Here is a 17044-nt window from a genome sequence, read left to right as displayed (position 1 = left end):
CGGGTCGCTTGCGGCGAGACACATCCCGTTATTAGAGCCTGCTCGGGCATGATGAAGACTGGGGAGGGGTTGAAAACCCGACAAAAAAGAACATATTGAATGAGGCAGAAATCTTCCCGTTTCCGATAAATCGGCCATCCGCACATACACCGTCGTTTTCAGACGACCTTTCAAAGGAAAACCATGTTTCAAAACTTTGACTTGGGCACTGTCCTGCTCGCGATTCCGCCCGTCCTCCTTGCCCTGACCATACGCGAAGTCGCGCGTGGTTATACCGCCCTCCGTTGGGGCGACAGTACCGCCCAACAATACGGGCGGCTGACGCTTAACCCCCTGCCGCATATCGATCCGGTAGGTACGATCGTCGTCCCCATAATCAGCCTGCTGCTGACCCCGTTCGTCTTCGGTTGGGCGCGCCCGATGCCCATCGACCCGCGCAATTTCCGCGATCCGCGCCGCGCTTGGCGTTGGGTTTCTATTTCCGGTCCGATTGCCAATCTGATTTTGGCGTTCTTTTGGGGCTTTGTTGCCGCCTTTGCCGTTTACGCGCCCGAATCCTATCAGGAACCGTTGGTCCGAATGGCGCAATACGGCGTTATCGTGAACGCGATTTGGGTCGCTTTCAGCCTGATTCCCATCCTGCCTTGGGACGGCGGCATCTTTATCGATACTTTCCTGTCTGCCAAACAGTCCATGCAGTTTCGCAAAATCGAACCTTACGGAATGTGGATTGTCCTAATATTGATGTTCACAGGGCTGCTGGCAAAAATCATCCTGCCTATCGTTGCACTGATACAGACGGCTGTGTACCTCTTTATGACCTTGTTAATCTGAACCGTCCGCAAGACGGCGAAAAGGTCGTCTGAAACCTTAAACACACCCGCAGGGCGCATGATTGCGCCCTTTGTTTTACCTGTTTCCAAAGTAAATCCCATTGGAAACCCTGCTTAAAAATTGTACAATGGCAGCCCTTTCCATACGGCGGTTTGAACATGCGCATCGGCGGCTACATTATCGACAATCCCATTGCACTCGCCCCGATGGCGGGCATTACGGACAAACCGTTCCGCCGACTTTGCCGGGATTTTGGCGCAGGTTGGGCGGTGTGCGAAATGCTGACCAGCGACCCGACGCTTAGAAATACCAAAAAGACCCTGCGCCGCAGCGATTTTGCCGATGAAGGCGGCATCGTTGCCGTCCAGATTGCCGGCAGTGATCCGCAGCAGATGGCGGATGCCGCGCGTTACAACGTCAGCCTCGGGGCGCAGGTTATCGACATCAACATGGGCTGTCCCGCCAAAAAAGTCTGCAATGTTCAAGCCGGCAGCGCGCTGATGCAAAACGAGCCGCTGGTTGCCGCCATTCTCGAAGCCGTCGTCCGCGCGGTGGACGTTCCCGTTACCCTCAAAACCCGTTTGGGCTGGCACGACGACCACAAAAACCTGCCTGCCATCGCCCGCATCGCCGAAGATTGCGGCATCGCCGCCCTTGCTGTCCACGGACGTACGCGCACGCAAATGTATAAGGGCGAAGCGGCTTATGATCTGATTGCCGAAACCAAAGGTCGTCTGAACATCCCCGTCTGGGTCAATGGCGACATCACTTCGCCGCAAAAAGCCGCCGCCGTCCTCAAACAAACCGCCGCCGACGGCATCATGATAGGGCGCGGCGCACAAGGCAGGCCGTGGCTCTTCCGCGATTTGAAACATTACGCCGAACACAGCGTTTTGCCGCCGGCCTTGAGCTTGGCAGAATGCAACGCCACCATTTTGAACCACATCCGTGCCATGCACGCGTTTTATGGCGAAGTCGCCGGCGTACGCATCGCCCGCAAACACATAGGCTGGTACATCGACGAAATGCCCGACGGCGAGCAGACGCGCCGCGACATCAACCGCTTGGACAGCGCTGCGGCACAATACGATACCCTAGCTGCCTATCTTGAGGCTCTTTCGGAAAAAACCGACCGCTGGATGTGTGCATATCGTGAAGGGTAGGGGTGTTTCAGACGACCTTTGGTTTTTGGGAAGCGGATAAGCCATTGTGAATTATTAAAAAAACTGTACCGTCATTCCCGCGCAGGCGGGAATCCAGGCTTTGATTTTTCCGAAATGTTCAGAAATTGCCGCAGCTTCAAATTACCGGGTTCCGCCTGCGCGGCAATGGCGGCAATATCAAGTCGTCTGAAAACACAGTTTCATCGAAATAAAAAACAAATTATCTATATATAGTGGATTAAATTTAAATCAGGACAAGGCGACGAAGCCGCAGACAGTACAGATAGTACGGAACCGATTCACTTGGTGCTTCAGCACCTTAGAGAATCGTTCTCTTTGAGCTAAGGCGAGGCAACGCCGTACCGGTTTAAAGTTAATCCACTATAAACTCAACAAACGTCGTCTGAACTCCGTTTCAGACGACCTGTCATCTTTAAAAACAACGAAGGAGGATATGTTATGAAACAACCCATCCCCGATATTGCGCAATGCGTTGAACAGAATTTGCAACAGTATTTCAAAGACTTGAACGGTACGGAGCCTTGCGGCGTGTACGACATGGTGTTGCACCAAGTGGAAAAGCCGATGCTTGCGTGCGTGATGGAACAATGCGGCGGCAATCAGTCCAAAGCGGCGGTGATTTTGGGACTGAACCGCAATACGCTGCGTAAGAAACTGTTGCAGCACGGTTTGCTGTAAATATCGGTCTTGTTGCAAAGGGAGAAAACTGATGAAGCAGGAACTTCGCCATGACGGCGGTACGCGGGGGAAAACGTTGAACGTCCATTTCATCCTGCACGAGGATTTTGAAGTGCCGGGCGCGTATTGGGATTGGGCGCGGTCGCGCGGGCATCGTACGGCGTTGACTAAGGTTTATGAATCGGAGGCGTTGCCCGAAAACGCGGACGGTATCGATTTCCTGATTGTCATGGGCGGACCGCAGTCGCCCGATGAAGACAGGCAGGCTTTTCCGTATTACGACCCTGAAGCCGAGCTGCGCCTGATACGTCAGGCGGTGGCGGCGGATAAGTACATTGTCGGCGTGTGCTTGGGCGCGCAGCTTTTGTCCGTCGCCTACGGTGCACGGCACGGACGTAGCCCGCACCGTGAAATCGGCGTGTATCCGGTCGAGTTGACGCAGGAAGGTTTGAACGACCCGCATACCGCCTTGTTGGGCGCGTCTTTCCTTGCGGGGCATTGGCACGGAGATATGCCCGGACTGACGGATGGGGCGGCAGTATTGGCGGCGAGCAAAGGTTGTCCGCGCCAGATTGTCCGCTTCTCTCCCAAGCATTATGCGTTTCAGGCGCATTTGGAATTCGACCGCGCCGCCGTCGGTCTCTTGATTGCCGCCGACGGGCGCGAAAACTTGGCGGCGCAAAGCAGGACGCAGGCTTATGTGCAGCATCCTGATGAAATCGAGCGTTTCGATTTTACGCAGATGAACGCGAAACTCTTTGCCTTTTTGGATTCGTTGACCGAATCGGGGCAGGGTGGGGCGTGATGTTCCGCCTTTCATCAGTGCATCCTTTTATCCGACGACTTGAGCCATGATTTACCAAATACTCTCCTTATTGATTTGGGGCAGCTCGTTTATCGCCGCCAAATATACTTACGAGATGCTTGATGCTGCGCTGATGGTCGAGGCGCGGCTGTTGATTGCCGCGTTGATGGTGCTGCCTTCCTGTTGCCGCCATTTCGGCAAGATTCCGCGCCGCGAGTGGAAGCCTTTGTTGTGTATCGCCTTTATCAACTACGTCGTGGTGTTGCTGCTTCAGTTTATCGGCTTGAAATACACGTCCGCCGCCAGCGCGATTACCATGGTCGGGCTGGAACCCTTGTTAGTAGTGTTTGTCGGTCATTTCGTTTTTAACGATAAAGCCAAGATTTACCACTGGATTTGCGGGGCGGCGGCGTTTGCCGGCATCGGGATGATGGTGCTGGGCGGTGCGGAAGAGGGCGGCGCGGTCGATTGGTTCGGCTGTTTGCTGATTCTGCTTGCCGGATTCGGTTTCGCCGGCGTGATACGGCCGAGTCAGCAGATGATTGCCCGCATCGGCGCGCCTGCATTTACTTCTGCTTCCATGGCTGCGGCGGCGGTGTTGTGCCTGCCGTTTTCGCTGGTGTTGGCTCAGAGCTATGAAGTCCACTGGTCGTGGGGCGGCGTGCTGTCGGTTTTGTATTTGGGGGTGGGATGCAGTTGGCTTGCCTATCTCTTATGGAACAAGGGCATGAACAAAGTTCCTGCCAATGTCTCCGGCCTCTTGATTTCGCTCGAACCCGTCGTCGGCGTCATCATGGCGGTATGGATTCTGGGCGAACATTTGTCCGCCGTGTCCGCTTTGGGCGTGTTCATCGTCATCGCCGCGACGTTTGTCGCAGGATGGCTGTCAAACAGAGGAAAGAATGCGTAAGGGGTCGTCTGAAAACGTGTGAACCGGGTTTTCAGACGACCTGAAAGCAGATTGCGCCATGCAGTAAAACTACTCTTAACAATTGATTTTCTGGAAAACGGTTTTCATCTGTACATTGTGTCATTCAAACAAAATCCCCATGAAACATACGCACAAACTTTGGATAGCCCTCATCCTCACCGGCATCGTCGGCGGCATGGTCGGCATTGCCTTGACGGAGCTTATGCACTTTATCCAGCACACGGCTTACGGTTACGGCGCGGGCGGCGGGCATGTTTCCTTTCGGGAAGGCGTGGTTCAAACGTCGTCTGAACGCCGTGTCCTCGTATTGATTTTGTGCGGCGTCGCGGTAGGGTTCGGCTGGTGGTCGATCAAACGTTTCGGTAGGCCGCAAATCGAAATCAAGGCAGCCTTGAAGCAGCCCTTGCAGGGGCTGCCGTTTTTGACCACCGTTTCCCATGCGCTGCTGCAAATCATCACCGTCGGACTCGGTTCCCCGCTCGGACGCGAAGTCGCCCCGCGTGAAATGACCGCCGCGTTTGCATCCGTCGGTGGCAGGCGTTTGGGTTTGGACGAAGACGAAATGCGCCTGCTGCTTGCCTGTGCGTCAGGTGCAGGTTTGGCGGCGGTCTATAACGTCCCGCTCGCCTCCACACTTTTCATCCTCGAAGCCATGTTGGGCATTTGGACGCAACAGGCAGTAGCCGCCGCATTGCTGATTTCCGCCACTGCCACCGCCGTCGCCCGCATCGGCTTGGGCGATGTGCAGCAATACCATCCCGCCCATCTCGATGTGAACATCCCGCTGCTGTGGTTTGCCGCCGCCATCGGTCCCGTTTTGGGCGCAACGGCGGTATGGTTTCAGCGCAGTGCCAAAAAATTTCCCTTCTTCAAGCGCAACGACCCGAAAATCATTCCTTTGGCGATTGCCTTGTTCGCCCTTATCGGCATCGTTTCCGTTTGGTTTCCCGAAATACTGGGCAATGGCAAGGCGGGCAACCAGCTTACGTTCGGCGGCATGACCGACTGGCGGTACAGCTTGGAAATGACCGCCGTCAAATGGTTCGTCGTCCTGCTCGCACTCGCCGCAGGCGCATACGGCGGGCTGATTACCCCGTCCATGATGCTCGGCAGCACCATCGCCTTCGCCGCCGCAGCCGCGTGGAACACCTTCTTCCCCGCCATGTCGTCTGAAAGTGCCGCCGTCATCGGCGCGGCGGCATTTCTCGGCGTTTCCCTCAACATGCCCCTGACCGCCATAGTCTTCATCCTCGAACTCACCTACGCCCCCGCCGCCCTGCTGATGCCTTTGTGTATCACGATGGCGGGCGCAGTGGCAACGGCAAGGAAAATGGGGTTTGAATAAGCAGGGCGGGGAAAAGTAGTTGTTTAAAAAGGATATAGTGGATTAACTTTAAATCAGGACAAGGCGACGAAGCCGCAGACAGTACAGACAGTACGGCAAGGCGAGGCAACGCCGTACTGGTTTAAAGTTAATCCACTATAAATGGCGGTAGCTGGCGGGGTGCCATATCGAGAGCAAGGTGAATCGGCTGTAAACGATGGCGGGATCGGAATTGAGAATGTCGCAGCAGAAAAAAAGGTCGTCTGAAAACTTGTTTTCAGACGACCTTTGCTTTGGGGATTATTTACCCGGCTGGGCTTCATAGTGGGGCGAATAAGGGCCGTACATGATGCCGTTCGTCGCGGACGCCGAAAGCAGGCGCGTGCCTGCAACTTGGGCAATATCGAATCCTTTGTCACCGACGGAGCTTGCAATCTGTTGGACGATTGCGCTCAACATTGCGCCGAGCAGGCCTTGTCCGGCAGTATTGTTGTTCTCGGTGCTGGAAGCCGTTGCAGAACCGTGCCACAACTCTTTTCCGGTTTTCGCGTCAACCAGTTTGGCTTCCGCCGTAACCCGGGTATCGCTTTGGATGAGTTGGTAGCTGGTGCCGTATTGGTTGATTTTTATATAGAGTACGGCATCCGCGCCGAAAATCCGATTGAGTTTTTCAAGGCTGACTTGATGGATGTCGTGCGCATTGTCCAGACCGTTTTGCTTGAAGGTTTCGGCCACTGCGGCAACCGGGAACACGTAATAGCCTGATTCTGCCAACGGTTGCGTGGAAGAGGCGAGCATCCCCGCACTTGCCTTGACTTCCGGCGATTCGTTTAAGGGGGGCAATACCAAAATGGAGCGGGGTTTGCTTTCCCTGAATGCGGAATAGTCGAAAGGCTGCGGCGCGGTAGCGGAACAGGCTGACAGTATGATAGCGGTTGCAGAGGCAAAAAGGGCGGTTTTCAGGCTGCTCATTTTCGGGCTCCTTTATTTTTCAACAGGAAGTCCATGAAGGCGGAAGATTCGGGGAACAGGCGTTTTTCGGTTTCGAAGTGTTCCGCTGCCGACTGATCCTGCCCCGCTTCGCTCAACAGCATTCCCAAATGGGCGTGTGTGCCGGGTGCTTCTTTTTTATTTTCGCTCCGGGTTTTCTGGAAATATTTTTCCATTGCGTCGATTTGTTCGCCTAGGGGTTTGCCGTCGCTTTTGAGGCGTTCGTAAACATCGGCATTGTTGTTTCCCCAATAATAAAGGGTTTGCTGAGGGCTGCCGCATGCGGCAAGCAGCAGGCAGAATGCGCCCAGGCAGCCTGTTTTGATGAGTTTGTCCATTTCAGACGACCTTTCAGCGTGCAGGCGTCCAAGCACCGCTTTCGATGCCGGCAACCAAATTATTGACTGCTTCGCGGATGGCCAGGTCCAATACTTTGCCGTTCAGCGTCGCATCGTAGCCCGCAGTGCCGCCAAAGCCGACGACTTCGCGGTTGGACAATGAAAATTCCCCTGCGCCCTGCGCTGAATAAACCACTTCGGAAGTGCGTACATCCACGACGTTCAACGCTACTTTGGCATAGGCGACTTGGGATTTGCCGCGTCCTAAAATCCCGAAAAGCTGATGGTCGCCGACATCTTTGCGGCCAAACTCGGTTACATCGCCGGTAATCACATAATCCGCACCTTTAAGGGCTTGTGTTTTGCCGCCGATGCCTGCTTCCTGCTTCAGCGCGCTCAATTGTGTACGGTTGAGTACGTTGAAACGGTTAGTCTGTTGCAGGTGGGTCAGTAAAATGGTTTTCGCCTGACTGCCCAAACGGTCTTCACCGTCGGAAAATACGCCGCGCTGGTAAGTGGAGCGGTTGTCGAAGCTACCGATGGAAATAGGCGCGCGCGCACCGTGATAAGGGGTATTGTAGCTGCTGACTTTGACGGCTTCGATGGTTTTGGAAGACTCGGTCGCACAGCCGGCTGCCAAGGCCGCGGTTGCGAAAATGCAGAGGAATTTTCTGTACATATTTGATTACTCCTGGGTAACTCGGAATTTGGACTTTGTAGGGTAGATTATGCAATCCGACCGATTTTGCATTCTATGGCTGTTTGTTAATATATGCAAGATTTAACTGTATGAAATTTTAAAAATATTTAAAAATGTTAAGTAGTTGGATATGCGAAAGTCGTCTGAAAACTTATGAACACGGTTTTCAGACGACCTTTTTTATCGAAAAATTGTCAACAATTTTTCCAGAAAACTGCTGCTAAAAAGCCGAAACTAGGGGATAATACCGCCCCTGAAAGTGTTTGTTTCCAGTTATAGTGGATTAAATTTAAATCAGGACAAGGCGACGAAGCCGCAGACAGTACAGATAGTACGGCAAGGCGAGGCAACGCCGTACTGGTTTAAAGTTAATCCACTATATAAATCTCTGTTTAAAAGGAATCCTTATGCCTTCCATCAAACGCGCCCTGATCAGCCTGTCCGACAAGACAGGCGCAGTCGAATTTGCCCAAACCCTGCACAAACTCGGTGTCGAAATCCTCTCTACCGGCGGCACGGCAAAGCTGCTTGCCGATGCGGGCGTTCCCGTGATTGAAGTCGCCGACTACACCGGTTTTCCCGAAATGCTCGACGGCCGCGTGAAAACGCTGCATCCGAAAATCCACGGCGGTATTTTGGGGCGGCGCGATTTGGGCGAACACGTCGCCAAGATGGAAGAGCACGGCATCGGCAACATCGACCTCGTTTGCGTTAACCTTTACCCCTTCGCCGCCACCATCGCCAAACCAAACTGCACGCTGGAAGACGCGATTGAAAACATCGACATCGGCGGCCCTACCATGGTGCGCTCCGCCGCGAAAAACTGGAAACACGTCGCCATCGTTACCGACACCGCCGACTTCCCCGCCATCGCCGCCGAAATGGAAGCCAACGGCGGCGCGTTGAGCGACAAAACCCGCTTCAACCTGTCGCGCAAAGCGTTCAGCCACACTGCCCAATACGACGGCATGATTTCCAACTATTTAACCTCGCTTTCAGACGACGTCTTGAGCGGCACGCCCGAAATCGGCGAATTCCCAAGCCAGTTCAACCAAAGCTGGATTAAAGTGCAAGACATGCGCTACGGCGAAAACCCGCACCAACGCGCTGCGTTCTACCGCGATGTGTACCCCGCCGCAGGCAGCCTCGCCGCCTACAAACAGCTCCAAGGCAAAGAATTGTCGTACAACAACATCGCCGATGCCGATGCCGCTTGGGAAGCCGTCAAATCCTTCGACGCGCCCGCCTGCGTGATTGTGAAACACGCCAATCCGTGCGGCGTCGCCGTTGCAGCCGATACATTGACCGCCTACAAACTCGCCTACGCCACCGACACCACCAGCGCGTTCGGCGGCATCATCGCCTTCAACCGCGAAGTGGACGGCGAAACCGTCAAACAAATTACCGACAACCAATTTATGGAAGTCTTGATGGCGCCGAAGTTCACCGCCGAAGCCCTCGAAATCGCCGCCGCCAAGAAAAACGTGCGTGTGTTGGAAGTGCCGTTTGAGGCAGGCGCGAACCGCTTCGAACTCAAACGCGTCGGTGGCGGGCTGTTGGTACAAACGCCCGACATCCACCGCATCAGCCGCGCCGATTTGAAAGTCGTCTCCAAACGCCAACCGACCGAGCAGGAATGGAACGATTTGCTGTTCGTTTGGAACGTCGCCAAATACGTCAAATCCAACGCCATCGTGTTCGGCAAAGGCGGTCAAACCTACGGCATCGGCGCAGGCCAAATGAGCCGCGTGGACAGCACCCGCATCGCTGCCCGCAAAGCGCAGGACGCAGGTTTGGACTTAAACGGCGCATGCGCTGCCTCCGATGCCTTCTTCCCGTTCCGCGACGGCGTGGACGTGATTGCCGAACAGGGCATCAAAGCCATCATCCACCCCGCAGGCTCGATGCGCGATCAGGAAGTCTTCGATGCGGCGGACGAACACGGCATCGCCATGGTGGTAACGGGTGTTCGCCATTTTAGGCATTGATTCGGGAAATAAATAATGTGAACAAAGGTCGTCTGAAAAACTATTTTCAGACGACCTTTTTGCATGGCGACATAGGAAACGAATATACAAGATGAGCAGAAGGGTATCCCGATTGCCGCTATTTAAGATGTAAAGCAGGGATGACGGGAAGGGTACTCTTGATTTGAATGTACCGAATGTACGGATAGACGGGTTGTCCTGTTTATTGGTTCTCCCGTATCCATTTTTCCCACCGCTCGAACAGGGCGGGTTGCAGGGCGGCGATGACGGAACGTTTGAAAACGTGTTCGCCGCTCCAAAAGTCGTCGCCTTCCAAAGTGGACAGGTTGCCGCCTGCTTCTTCGAAAATCAGCGCGCCGGCGGCGTAGTCCCACAGTTTTTGCCCGCCGTGGACGTAAACGTCGTAGCGTCCGCTGGCGAGGTAGCACCAGTCGAGTGTGCTGCTGCCCATGCTGCGGATGGTGCCGAAGGGGGCGAGCGTGCTCATGCGGCTGGTGAGTTTGCCGGAGCGCAGGTATTTGATTTCGACGCCTGCGATGGCTTCGCTGAGTTTTTTATCGACGGTGCGCAGGGGCAGTGGTGTGCCGTTGAGGTATGCGCCTTTGCCGCGTTCGGCGTAGAAACATTCGCCGCTGACGGGGTTATAGATGATGCCGAGTTCGGCGCGGCCGTTTTTGACGAAGGCGACGGAAACGGCGAAATGAGGCAGTCCGTTGACGAAGTTGTTGGTGCCGTCTATGGGGTCGACGACCCACAGCCCGTCGGTATGCGCGTGCAGTTTCCAAAGGGTGGTTTGTTCTTGTACGCTCATTTCTTCGCCGAGCATGGGGCTGTCGATCAACAAGGGCAGGGCGGCGGCGAAGGCGGTTTGGGCGGCAAGGTCGGCTTCGCTGAGCATGGAGCCGTCTTCTTTGCGGTGCGACGGGGTATTCAGGAAGCGCGGCATGACTTCGGTTTGCGCGATGTGCCGGACGACTTTTTGCAATCGGTGTAACACTTTTTGTCCTGTTTTTGCGGTTGGGGTGCGAAATCGTATAATCGCGTTATTATATCCGTTTTCACTTGAAGAACCATGTCCAGATTTTATCTGCCTGATGATTTATATGCGGGGCAAGTCGTTGAACTGCCTGATAATGTTGTGCGTCATTTGAATGTTTTGCGCGTGCGCTGCGGGGAGGAGGTCGTTTTGTTTAACGGCAATGGCAAGGCGTATCCCGCGCGCTTGGATGTTTTTGAGAAACGCCGCGCCTGTGCGGAAGTGTTGCGCGAGGAGGAGAAGGACAACGAGTCGCCGCTGAAAATCACGCTGGTGCAGTCGGTATCGAGTGGCGAACGTATGGATTTTACTTTGCAGAAAAGCGTGGAACTGGGCGTAGTCGCGATTCAGCCGGTGATCAGCGAACGCTGCGTCGTGCGCCTGAGCGGCGAGCGGGCGGACAAACGGGTGGCGCGTTGGCAGGAAATTGTGGTGTCTGCCTGCGAACAAAGCGGCAGGAATATTGTGCCGGAGGTACGCCCGCTGCTGCCTTACCGCGAGGCTTTGAAACAGATGTCGTCTGAAACGACCAAGCTGTTGATGAGTTTGAACCGCGCCCAGAGTTTGCGTACCGTCAAGCCGTTTTCAGACGATCTGATTTTTATGGTGGGGCCGGAAGGCGGCTGGACGGACGAGGAGGAGCGGTTGGCGTTTGAGGCGGGATTCCAGTCGGTAACGCTGGGCAAGCGGGTGTTGCGGACGGAAACCGCTTCTCTGGCGGCGATTGCGGCGATGCAGACGCTTTGGGGGGATTTTGTGTAACCGAGGTCGTCTGAAAACGGGATGGGAAGCGTAAATCCCTAGATGGTTTGAAAAGTAAATTTTATTGAAATCATATGCTTATATTTGTTTTTCAAGCCATTGCCCGCTTTACCTGTTTTACGCCTTCGCGGCGTTGGGCAATTCATCCGTTTTCGCTTACAATAGCCGACTATCCGAATCAACGCTCAAAGGCCTTCACATGCAATACGCCAAAATTTTAGGTACCGGCAGCTATCTTCCCGCCAACCGCGTCAGCAACGACGATTTGGCGAAAAAAGTCGATACGTCCGACGAGTGGATTACCGCCCGTACCGGCATCAAGTTTCGCCATATTGCAGACGAAGGCGAAAAAACCAGCGACCTTGCCGCCGAAGCATCGCGCCGCGCGCTGGTTGCTGCCGGTGTCGCTGCCGATGAAATCGATTTGATTATCGTGGCGACTGCTACCCCCGATATGCAGTTCCCGTCCACCGCGACCATCGTCCAGCAAAAGCTCGGCATAGCAAACGGCTGCCCTGCATTTGATGTACAGGCTGTCTGCGCGGGCTTTATGTACGCCCTGTCCACCGCCAACGCCTACATCAAAAGCGGTATGGCGAAAAAGGCTTTGGTCATCGGCGCAGAAACGTTCAGCCGCATCGTGAATTGGAACGACCGCACGACCTGCGTTTTGTTCGGTGACGGCGCAGGCGCAGTAGTGTTGGGCGCATCCGACGAAGCGGGCATCATCCACAGCAAACTCAAAGCCGACGGCAACTACCTCGACCTGCTCAACGTGCCCGGTCAAATCGCCAACGGACAAGTTTGCGGCTCGCCCTACATTACGATGGACGGACCGGGCGTGTTCAAATTCGCAGTCAAAATGCTCGCAAAAATCGCCGACGAAGTCATCAGCGAGGCAGGTTATACCCCCGATCAAATCGACTGGCTCGTGCCGCACCAAGCCAATAAACGCATCATCGACTCCACCGCCAAACACTTGGGTCTGGACATGGAAAAAGTCATCCTGACCGTACAGGAACACGGCAACACATCCGCCGCTTCCATCCCGCTCGCGCTTGATGTCGGCATTCAAAACGGTCAAATCAAGCGCGGACAAAACCTGCTGCTCGAAGGCATAGGCGGCGGCTTCGCGTGGGGCGCGGTGTTGGTGAAATATTGATTTTTTGTTTGTTTCAAACTTATAGTGGATTAAATTTAAACCAGTACGGCGTTGCCTCGCCTTGCCGTACTATTTGTACTGTCTGCGGCTTCGTCGCCTTGTCCTGATTTAAATTTAATCCACTATAGAAGGTCGTCTGAAACTGCGCCGGTGCGGTTTCAGACGACCTTTTTGATGGATGCGTGTCCGTATAGTGAATTCAAGCAGGGGTTATCCATGTCGTTATTCCCGCGCAGGCGGGAATCCAATTTTGAATTGCAGCAATTTCTTTTCAAACAAAGATTTCTTGAGCTTACCGATGAATTCCTGCCTGTGTGGGAAGGCAGACGGCAAGTGTCATATCAAAAGAAGATGATCAGCCCTATATCCGCTTAAAACATGAAAGGTCGTCTGAAAACCTGATGCTTTGGGTTTTCAGACGACCTTTCATCATTCAGACCTTATGAAAGTCCAAAAAATGCGCTGTTCGATCAGACACAGATGGCATTTACCGTATGATTTTTCTGCCTCGTACAGGGTATTTATTTACCGTCCCGCGTACCGCCGAAACCGATATCGAAGGCCGAATTTTTGAGTTTTCCTGCAATCGAGTCGGCATTCGGACCAAAGACGCCCAGTTCGTAATTACCTGCCGGAGCATATTCCGGATTATCAGGATTGCCCGACCTGGCAACATCGACATTGCTTCGTACACCCATGACTTCCTGTCCGTCCAGATTGATTTTTTCGAGCTTGCCCTGTCTCAGCATGATGTCTCCAAAATCCAATTCAAGCGAGGAAATTTTTCCATGGCCGGTACGTTCGTCGAAATCTATGGTGTATTCCAAAGAACCGGGACTTGTGCCGTAGCCAATAGTACCTTCTACAGGATCGGTTCGTTCGTTAAAAGCATCGCCGTAATAAACCACCTTGCCCATTTTAGGCAAGGCTGACTCAAGTGTCGGGGTGCCGCTGATTTGGATATCTGTAACCTCTCCAGTGTAGCCGTTAGCTTTCAGCTTCGTTTGCGTAATGCCTGTAACTGTCGAGTAAGGCAGTTCGTAAATCCGCTTGGCACTTTTATCCGGCATGGTTGCCAACGTCAGCTTCGGCTCTTTGGGAGCGTTGCCTGCTGTCTGGTCTGTTGGCGCTTGGGTTGCAGGCGTTTGCGGTTTGGTGTTGTCTGCTGCTTGGGTTGTAGGTGAATCGCCGCTGCTGCCACCTGATTGATTTGCGGCCGGTGTGGTTGCAGGCGTTTGCGGCTTGGCGTTATTTGCTGCTTGGGTTGAGGGAGAGTCTCCACCGCTGCTGCCACAGGCGGCAAGTGCGACTGCGAGGATAGACAAAGAGAGGGCGCGTGATAGGTATGTCATGATATTTTCCCTAAGCTCGTTTATGGACAATGTAAAGGATAATGTAAAGATTTTCTTCGGGTGCGAAGATGTTCATTCTCTTATGTTTTTTATAATTTTTCAAGAAGTTATTTTAGATTTTGGTCAGTTTTTTGATAGGGGGTTAAGAGGGGAGTTTTTCATTTGATTACATTGAAGCAGGGAAGGGGAAAAGCTTTTTGTATGCGTCAATTTATTTTTCAAATGCATAACTCAATGCTTGTAGATACCTCCTAATTCTTTTCACGCAAAAAAGGTCGTCTGAAAACGTGTAGTTGCTTCAAACCGACACCGTTTCAGACGACCTTTTATTTATTATGGTTAAAATCCACATGGATTATGATAAATTGGTATAATTTCAAAACTGATTATCCAATACATTTTTTCCTTAATATAAAAATAAAATGAACCATAATAAACATTACGGGACAATCGCCCATTGGTTCGGGGAAATGAGCCGCGGCTCCATTATTTGCGACGAGTCTTCGCAACGCATCTTTGCCAACCGCCAATCCCTCCACCCCGATTATCAAGAACCTGAAACCGGACACCGTGTCAGCTTTCAAATAGAAACGGAAAACAACCGCGCCGTCGCAAGGGATGTCGAGCGCGTCAATCCGGGTTATAAAAATAATGACAGCGCGGTTATTACGCTGACCGACTGGGATTGGTCGAAGAATGGTGGTTATGGAATGGACGTTTCAAATGAAGGGCAGCCGGTGTTTGTGCTGGGACAGTTTCTTGCCGACCAAACCCGTACGCCTAGGGCAGGCGACCGCCTTGAAGGCACGCTCCGCCGCCATCCCAACGGACAATGGCTGCTGGTCAATGCCGTTATCCGCAGTACGCCTGAGTCCGAACCCGAGCCTGAATCGATACACGCTGCGTCCGCCCAAAAAGCGCAAGGTCAAACCGTACACTTTTTCCGTCCGGAACACGGTCCTAAAGTTGAAGTCAAAATTAAGCAGCCGTTGGTTGCCGAAACCCGTTATCCCGCTCCGAAATCCGCCCAAAAGAATCTGCTGCCGCCCAATCAGGTTATGAGCGGTACGATTACCACATGGGATGATGCCAAAGGCTACGGCTTTATCCGTTTCGGCGACGAATCCCAAAATATTTTCTTCCACATCAGCGCGTACCATTACAATACCTGCCGTCCGCAAACAGGACAGCGCGTCAGTTTCTACTGCAACCGCCCGATAGAAGGCAACCGCCAACAAGCCGTCAAGGTTGTCCGGCTGGGCGACGAAGCATTCCTGTTTGACGAATTGCCACCCGACTACAACAGGCTCAATATCGATATGCAGGCACTCCTGATCAACAGCGTCATCGCCGTCGTTTTCCTGACCGTTGTCGCCGTACTTTCCAATAAACTGTTTTTCATTTACGTCCTTATCAGTATCGCCGCCTTCATCCTCTATCAACAGGACAAGCAGACGGCGATGGAGTCCGCGCGCAAAATCAGACGTAAAAACGAATACCAAAACCGTATCCCAGAAAACAAACTGCACGCATTCAGCCTGCTGGGCGGTTGGCCCGGCGCATTGGTTGCGCGCGCCGCGTTCCGACATAAAACCAAGAAAGTCCCTTTTGTTCAGATTTTCTGGCTGACAGTGGCAATAAATGTTGCCATTACCTATGCCCTGCTGATACATTACGCCGATAATCCTCTGACGAATTTTCTGAAAAACTAAACTGAAACAAAGGAATATCATGTCTTTTGCATTTTTCTTTCCCGGTCAGGGTTCGCAAAGCCTCAATATGATGGACGGCTTCTCAGGACAATCGGTCGTAAAAAACACCTTCGACGAAGCTTCCGCCGTATTGGGTCAAGATTTGTGGGCGATGATTAACGGTACAGACGCCGAACTCATCGGACAGACCGTGAATACGCAGCCTATTATGTTGGCCGCCGGCGTTGCTGTTTACCGTGCCTATCTTGAAGCGGGCGGCAAAACGCCTGCTGTCGTTGCCGGCCACAGTCTCGGCGAATACACCGCACTTGTTGCCGCCGGCGCATTGGATTTTGCGGATGCAGTCAAACTCGTCCGCCTGCGCGCCGAACTGATGCAGTCTGCCGTACCGCAAGGCGTAGGTGCGATGGCGGCGATCCTCGGCTTGGAAGATGAACAGGTTAAAGCCATTTGTGCAGAAGCCGCGCAAGGCGAAGTGGTCGAAGCCGTCAACTTCAATTCACCCGGACAAGTCGTGATTGCGGGCAATGCCGCCGCCGTCGAGCGCGCCATGAATGCCGCTAAAGAAGCGGGGGCCAAACGTGCGCTGCCGCTGCCTGTATCCGTTCCTTCGCATTGCAGCCTGATGAAACCTGCTGCGGAAAAACTTGCCGAAGCGCTCCAAACCGTCGAAATCAAACAACCGCAAATCCGCGTCATCCATAATGCCGATGTTGCCGCTTACGACGATGCAGAGAAAATCAAAGACGCACTCGTCCGCCAGCTTTACAGCCCTGTACGCTGGACGGAAACCGTCAACGCACTCGTTGCAGAAGGCATTACCGAATCCGCCGAATGCGGACCGGGCAAAGTGTTGGCAGGTTTGGCAAAACGCATCAACAAAGAAGCCGTGTGCAGCGCTTTGACCAATTCCGAACAAGTCGCTACCTTTATCGAAGCGCATTAAACTTGCCGCCTTTTGTGTTTCAGACGACCTTTCTTAATGAAAGGTCGTTTTTTAATGCCTGTCGGTTGTGTTCGCATAGGGAGGTGCAGACAGCAGGAGGGTGTTTCTTATTCCAATCCACTATCAATTTATTTTGAACATTTAAGGTCGTCTGAAAAAACTTTACAGAAATAAAAATCGTTATTCATTTAAAAACAGCAATTTCGTCGCATCGGTAACTTCGTTGCGATATAATCATAGGCTTTACCAATCCGACAGATTGATAAAATATTCAATCTGCATTAATCCGGAACACCGAGCCA

The 17044-nt window shown here is 53.2% G+C and carries 16 protein-coding genes and 1 pseudogene; 11 read left to right on the top strand and 6 right to left on the bottom strand.

The window, feature by feature from the left end; all coding sequences use genetic code 11:
* Window positions 1–183 precede the first annotated feature (183 nt).
* The 6 genes from RSJ68_08255 to RSJ68_08230 all read left to right on the top strand — a co-directional run bounded on the left by RSJ68_08255 (window position 184) and on the right by RSJ68_08230 (window position 5777).
* Entirely contained in the window at window positions 184–834 is a 651-nt protein-coding gene (locus tag RSJ68_08255) for a site-2 protease family protein (protein ID WNU96443.1), read from the top strand.
* 158 nt (window positions 835–992) lie between these two features.
* Window positions 993–1997 (top strand): tRNA dihydrouridine synthase DusB, encoded by a 1005-nt coding sequence (gene dusB / locus RSJ68_08250; protein ID WNU96442.1) that lies wholly within the window; start codon window positions 993–995, stop codon window positions 1995–1997.
* 459 nt (window positions 1998–2456) lie between these two features.
* A complete protein-coding gene (locus tag RSJ68_08245) occupies window positions 2457–2696 on the top strand; it encodes a Fis family transcriptional regulator (GenBank protein ID WNU96441.1) in 240 nt (79 codons plus the stop codon).
* A gap of 31 nt (window positions 2697–2727) precedes the next feature.
* Entirely contained in the window at window positions 2728–3501 is a 774-nt protein-coding gene (locus RSJ68_08240) for a gamma-glutamyl-gamma-aminobutyrate hydrolase family protein (GenBank protein ID WNU96440.1), read from the top strand.
* Window positions 3502–3547: 46 nt separating this feature from the next.
* Entirely contained in the window at window positions 3548–4411 is an 864-nt protein-coding gene (locus tag RSJ68_08235; protein ID WNU96439.1) for an EamA family transporter, read from the top strand.
* Window positions 4412–4550: 139 nt separating this feature from the next.
* The gene (locus RSJ68_08230) at window positions 4551–5777 is read left to right on the top strand and encodes a chloride channel protein (protein ID WNU96438.1); all 1227 of its coding nucleotides are present in this window, start codon (window positions 4551–4553) and stop codon (window positions 5775–5777) included.
* Between the two features lie 279 nt (window positions 5778–6056).
* On the opposite strand, the gene RSJ68_08225 is transcribed toward RSJ68_08230, so the two are convergent.
* The 3 genes from RSJ68_08225 to RSJ68_08215 are packed head-to-tail and all read right to left on the bottom strand — an operon-like array spanning window position 6057 to window position 7763.
* Complete coding sequence (locus RSJ68_08225) at window positions 6057–6728, bottom strand: DUF799 domain-containing protein (GenBank protein WNU96437.1); 672 nt, start codon at window positions 6726–6728, stop codon at window positions 6057–6059.
* Window positions 6725–7084, bottom strand: a complete 360-nt coding sequence (locus RSJ68_08220; GenBank protein ID WNU96436.1) for a DUF4810 domain-containing protein — start codon at window positions 7082–7084, stop codon at window positions 6725–6727. Before RSJ68_08220 ends, RSJ68_08225 begins: the two co-directional genes overlap by 4 nt.
* A gap of 13 nt (window positions 7085–7097) precedes the next feature.
* Window positions 7098–7763, bottom strand: coding sequence for a CsgG/HfaB family protein (locus RSJ68_08215; GenBank protein WNU96435.1), 666 nt, complete (start codon window positions 7761–7763; stop codon window positions 7098–7100).
* A gap of 428 nt (window positions 7764–8191) precedes the next feature.
* Between RSJ68_08215 and purH the strand changes: the two genes are divergently transcribed.
* The gene (gene purH, locus RSJ68_08210; protein ID WNU96434.1) at window positions 8192–9772 is read left to right on the top strand and encodes a bifunctional phosphoribosylaminoimidazolecarboxamide formyltransferase/IMP cyclohydrolase; all 1581 of its coding nucleotides are present in this window, start codon (window positions 8192–8194) and stop codon (window positions 9770–9772) included.
* Between the two features lie 202 nt (window positions 9773–9974).
* On the opposite strand, the gene RSJ68_08205 is transcribed toward purH, so the two are convergent.
* A complete protein-coding gene (locus RSJ68_08205) occupies window positions 9975–10769 on the bottom strand; it encodes an inositol monophosphatase family protein (protein ID WNU96433.1) in 795 nt (264 codons plus the stop codon).
* Window positions 10770–10844: 75 nt separating this feature from the next.
* Between RSJ68_08205 and RSJ68_08200 the strand changes: the two genes are divergently transcribed.
* Window positions 10845–11570 (top strand): 16S rRNA (uracil(1498)-N(3))-methyltransferase, encoded by a 726-nt coding sequence (locus tag RSJ68_08200; protein WNU96432.1) that lies wholly within the window; start codon window positions 10845–10847, stop codon window positions 11568–11570.
* Between the two features lie 199 nt (window positions 11571–11769).
* A complete protein-coding gene (locus tag RSJ68_08195; protein WNU96431.1) occupies window positions 11770–12732 on the top strand; it encodes a beta-ketoacyl-ACP synthase III in 963 nt (320 codons plus the stop codon).
* A gap of 22 nt (window positions 12733–12754) precedes the next feature.
* Here RSJ68_08195 and RSJ68_08190 read toward each other — a convergent pair.
* Together RSJ68_08190 and RSJ68_08185 are read right to left on the bottom strand one after the other, a co-directional pair.
* Window positions 12755–12865: pseudogene (locus RSJ68_08190) on the bottom strand (IS5/IS1182 family transposase).
* 388 nt (window positions 12866–13253) lie between these two features.
* Window positions 13254–14084 (bottom strand): hypothetical protein, encoded by an 831-nt coding sequence (locus tag RSJ68_08185; protein ID WNU96430.1) that lies wholly within the window; start codon window positions 14082–14084, stop codon window positions 13254–13256.
* Between the two features lie 422 nt (window positions 14085–14506).
* On the opposite strand from RSJ68_08185, the gene RSJ68_08180 reads away from it, so the two are divergent.
* Entirely contained in the window at window positions 14507–15796 is a 1290-nt protein-coding gene (locus tag RSJ68_08180; GenBank protein WNU96429.1) for a DUF1294 domain-containing protein, read from the top strand.
* Window positions 15797–15815: 19 nt separating this feature from the next.
* Window positions 15816–16742, top strand: a complete 927-nt coding sequence (gene fabD, locus RSJ68_08175; protein ID WNU96428.1) for an ACP S-malonyltransferase — start codon at window positions 15816–15818, stop codon at window positions 16740–16742.
* Window positions 16743–17044 lie beyond the last annotated feature (302 nt).

It is taken from the genome of Neisseria sp. DTU_2020_1000833_1_SI_GRL_NUU_006 (assembly GCA_032388755.1).
GTDB lineage: Bacteria > Pseudomonadota > Gammaproteobacteria > Burkholderiales > Neisseriaceae > Neisseria > Neisseria sicca_C.
Note: the sequence above shows the minus strand (reverse complement) of the source record. Positions and strands in the feature narration are given on the sequence as shown.

Coding starts and splice junctions, on each gene's coding strand:
- RSJ68_08255 (WNU96443.1), top strand. CDS start 184: ATGTTTCAAAACTTTGACTTGGGCACTGTCCTGCTCGCGATTCCGCCC.
- dusB (WNU96442.1), top strand. CDS start 993: ATGCGCATCGGCGGCTACATTATCGACAATCCCATTGCACTCGCCCCG.
- RSJ68_08245 (WNU96441.1), top strand. CDS start 2,457: ATGAAACAACCCATCCCCGATATTGCGCAATGCGTTGAACAGAATTTG.
- RSJ68_08240 (WNU96440.1), top strand. CDS start 2,728: ATGAAGCAGGAACTTCGCCATGACGGCGGTACGCGGGGGAAAACGTTG.
- RSJ68_08235 (WNU96439.1), top strand. CDS start 3,548: ATGATTTACCAAATACTCTCCTTATTGATTTGGGGCAGCTCGTTTATC.
- RSJ68_08230 (WNU96438.1), top strand. CDS start 4,551: ATGAAACATACGCACAAACTTTGGATAGCCCTCATCCTCACCGGCATC.
- RSJ68_08225 (WNU96437.1), bottom strand. CDS start 6,728: ATGAGCAGCCTGAAAACCGCCCTTTTTGCCTCTGCAACCGCTATCATA.
- RSJ68_08220 (WNU96436.1), bottom strand. CDS start 7,084: ATGGACAAACTCATCAAAACAGGCTGCCTGGGCGCATTCTGCCTGCTG.
- RSJ68_08215 (WNU96435.1), bottom strand. CDS start 7,763: ATGTACAGAAAATTCCTCTGCATTTTCGCAACCGCGGCCTTGGCAGCC.
- purH (WNU96434.1), top strand. CDS start 8,192: ATGCCTTCCATCAAACGCGCCCTGATCAGCCTGTCCGACAAGACAGGC.
- RSJ68_08200 (WNU96432.1), top strand. CDS start 10,845: ATGTCCAGATTTTATCTGCCTGATGATTTATATGCGGGGCAAGTCGTT.
- RSJ68_08195 (WNU96431.1), top strand. CDS start 11,770: ATGCAATACGCCAAAATTTTAGGTACCGGCAGCTATCTTCCCGCCAAC.
- RSJ68_08185 (WNU96430.1), bottom strand. CDS start 14,084: ATGACATACCTATCACGCGCCCTCTCTTTGTCTATCCTCGCAGTCGCA.
- RSJ68_08180 (WNU96429.1), top strand. CDS start 14,507: ATGAACCATAATAAACATTACGGGACAATCGCCCATTGGTTCGGGGAA.
- fabD (WNU96428.1), top strand. CDS start 15,816: ATGTCTTTTGCATTTTTCTTTCCCGGTCAGGGTTCGCAAAGCCTCAAT.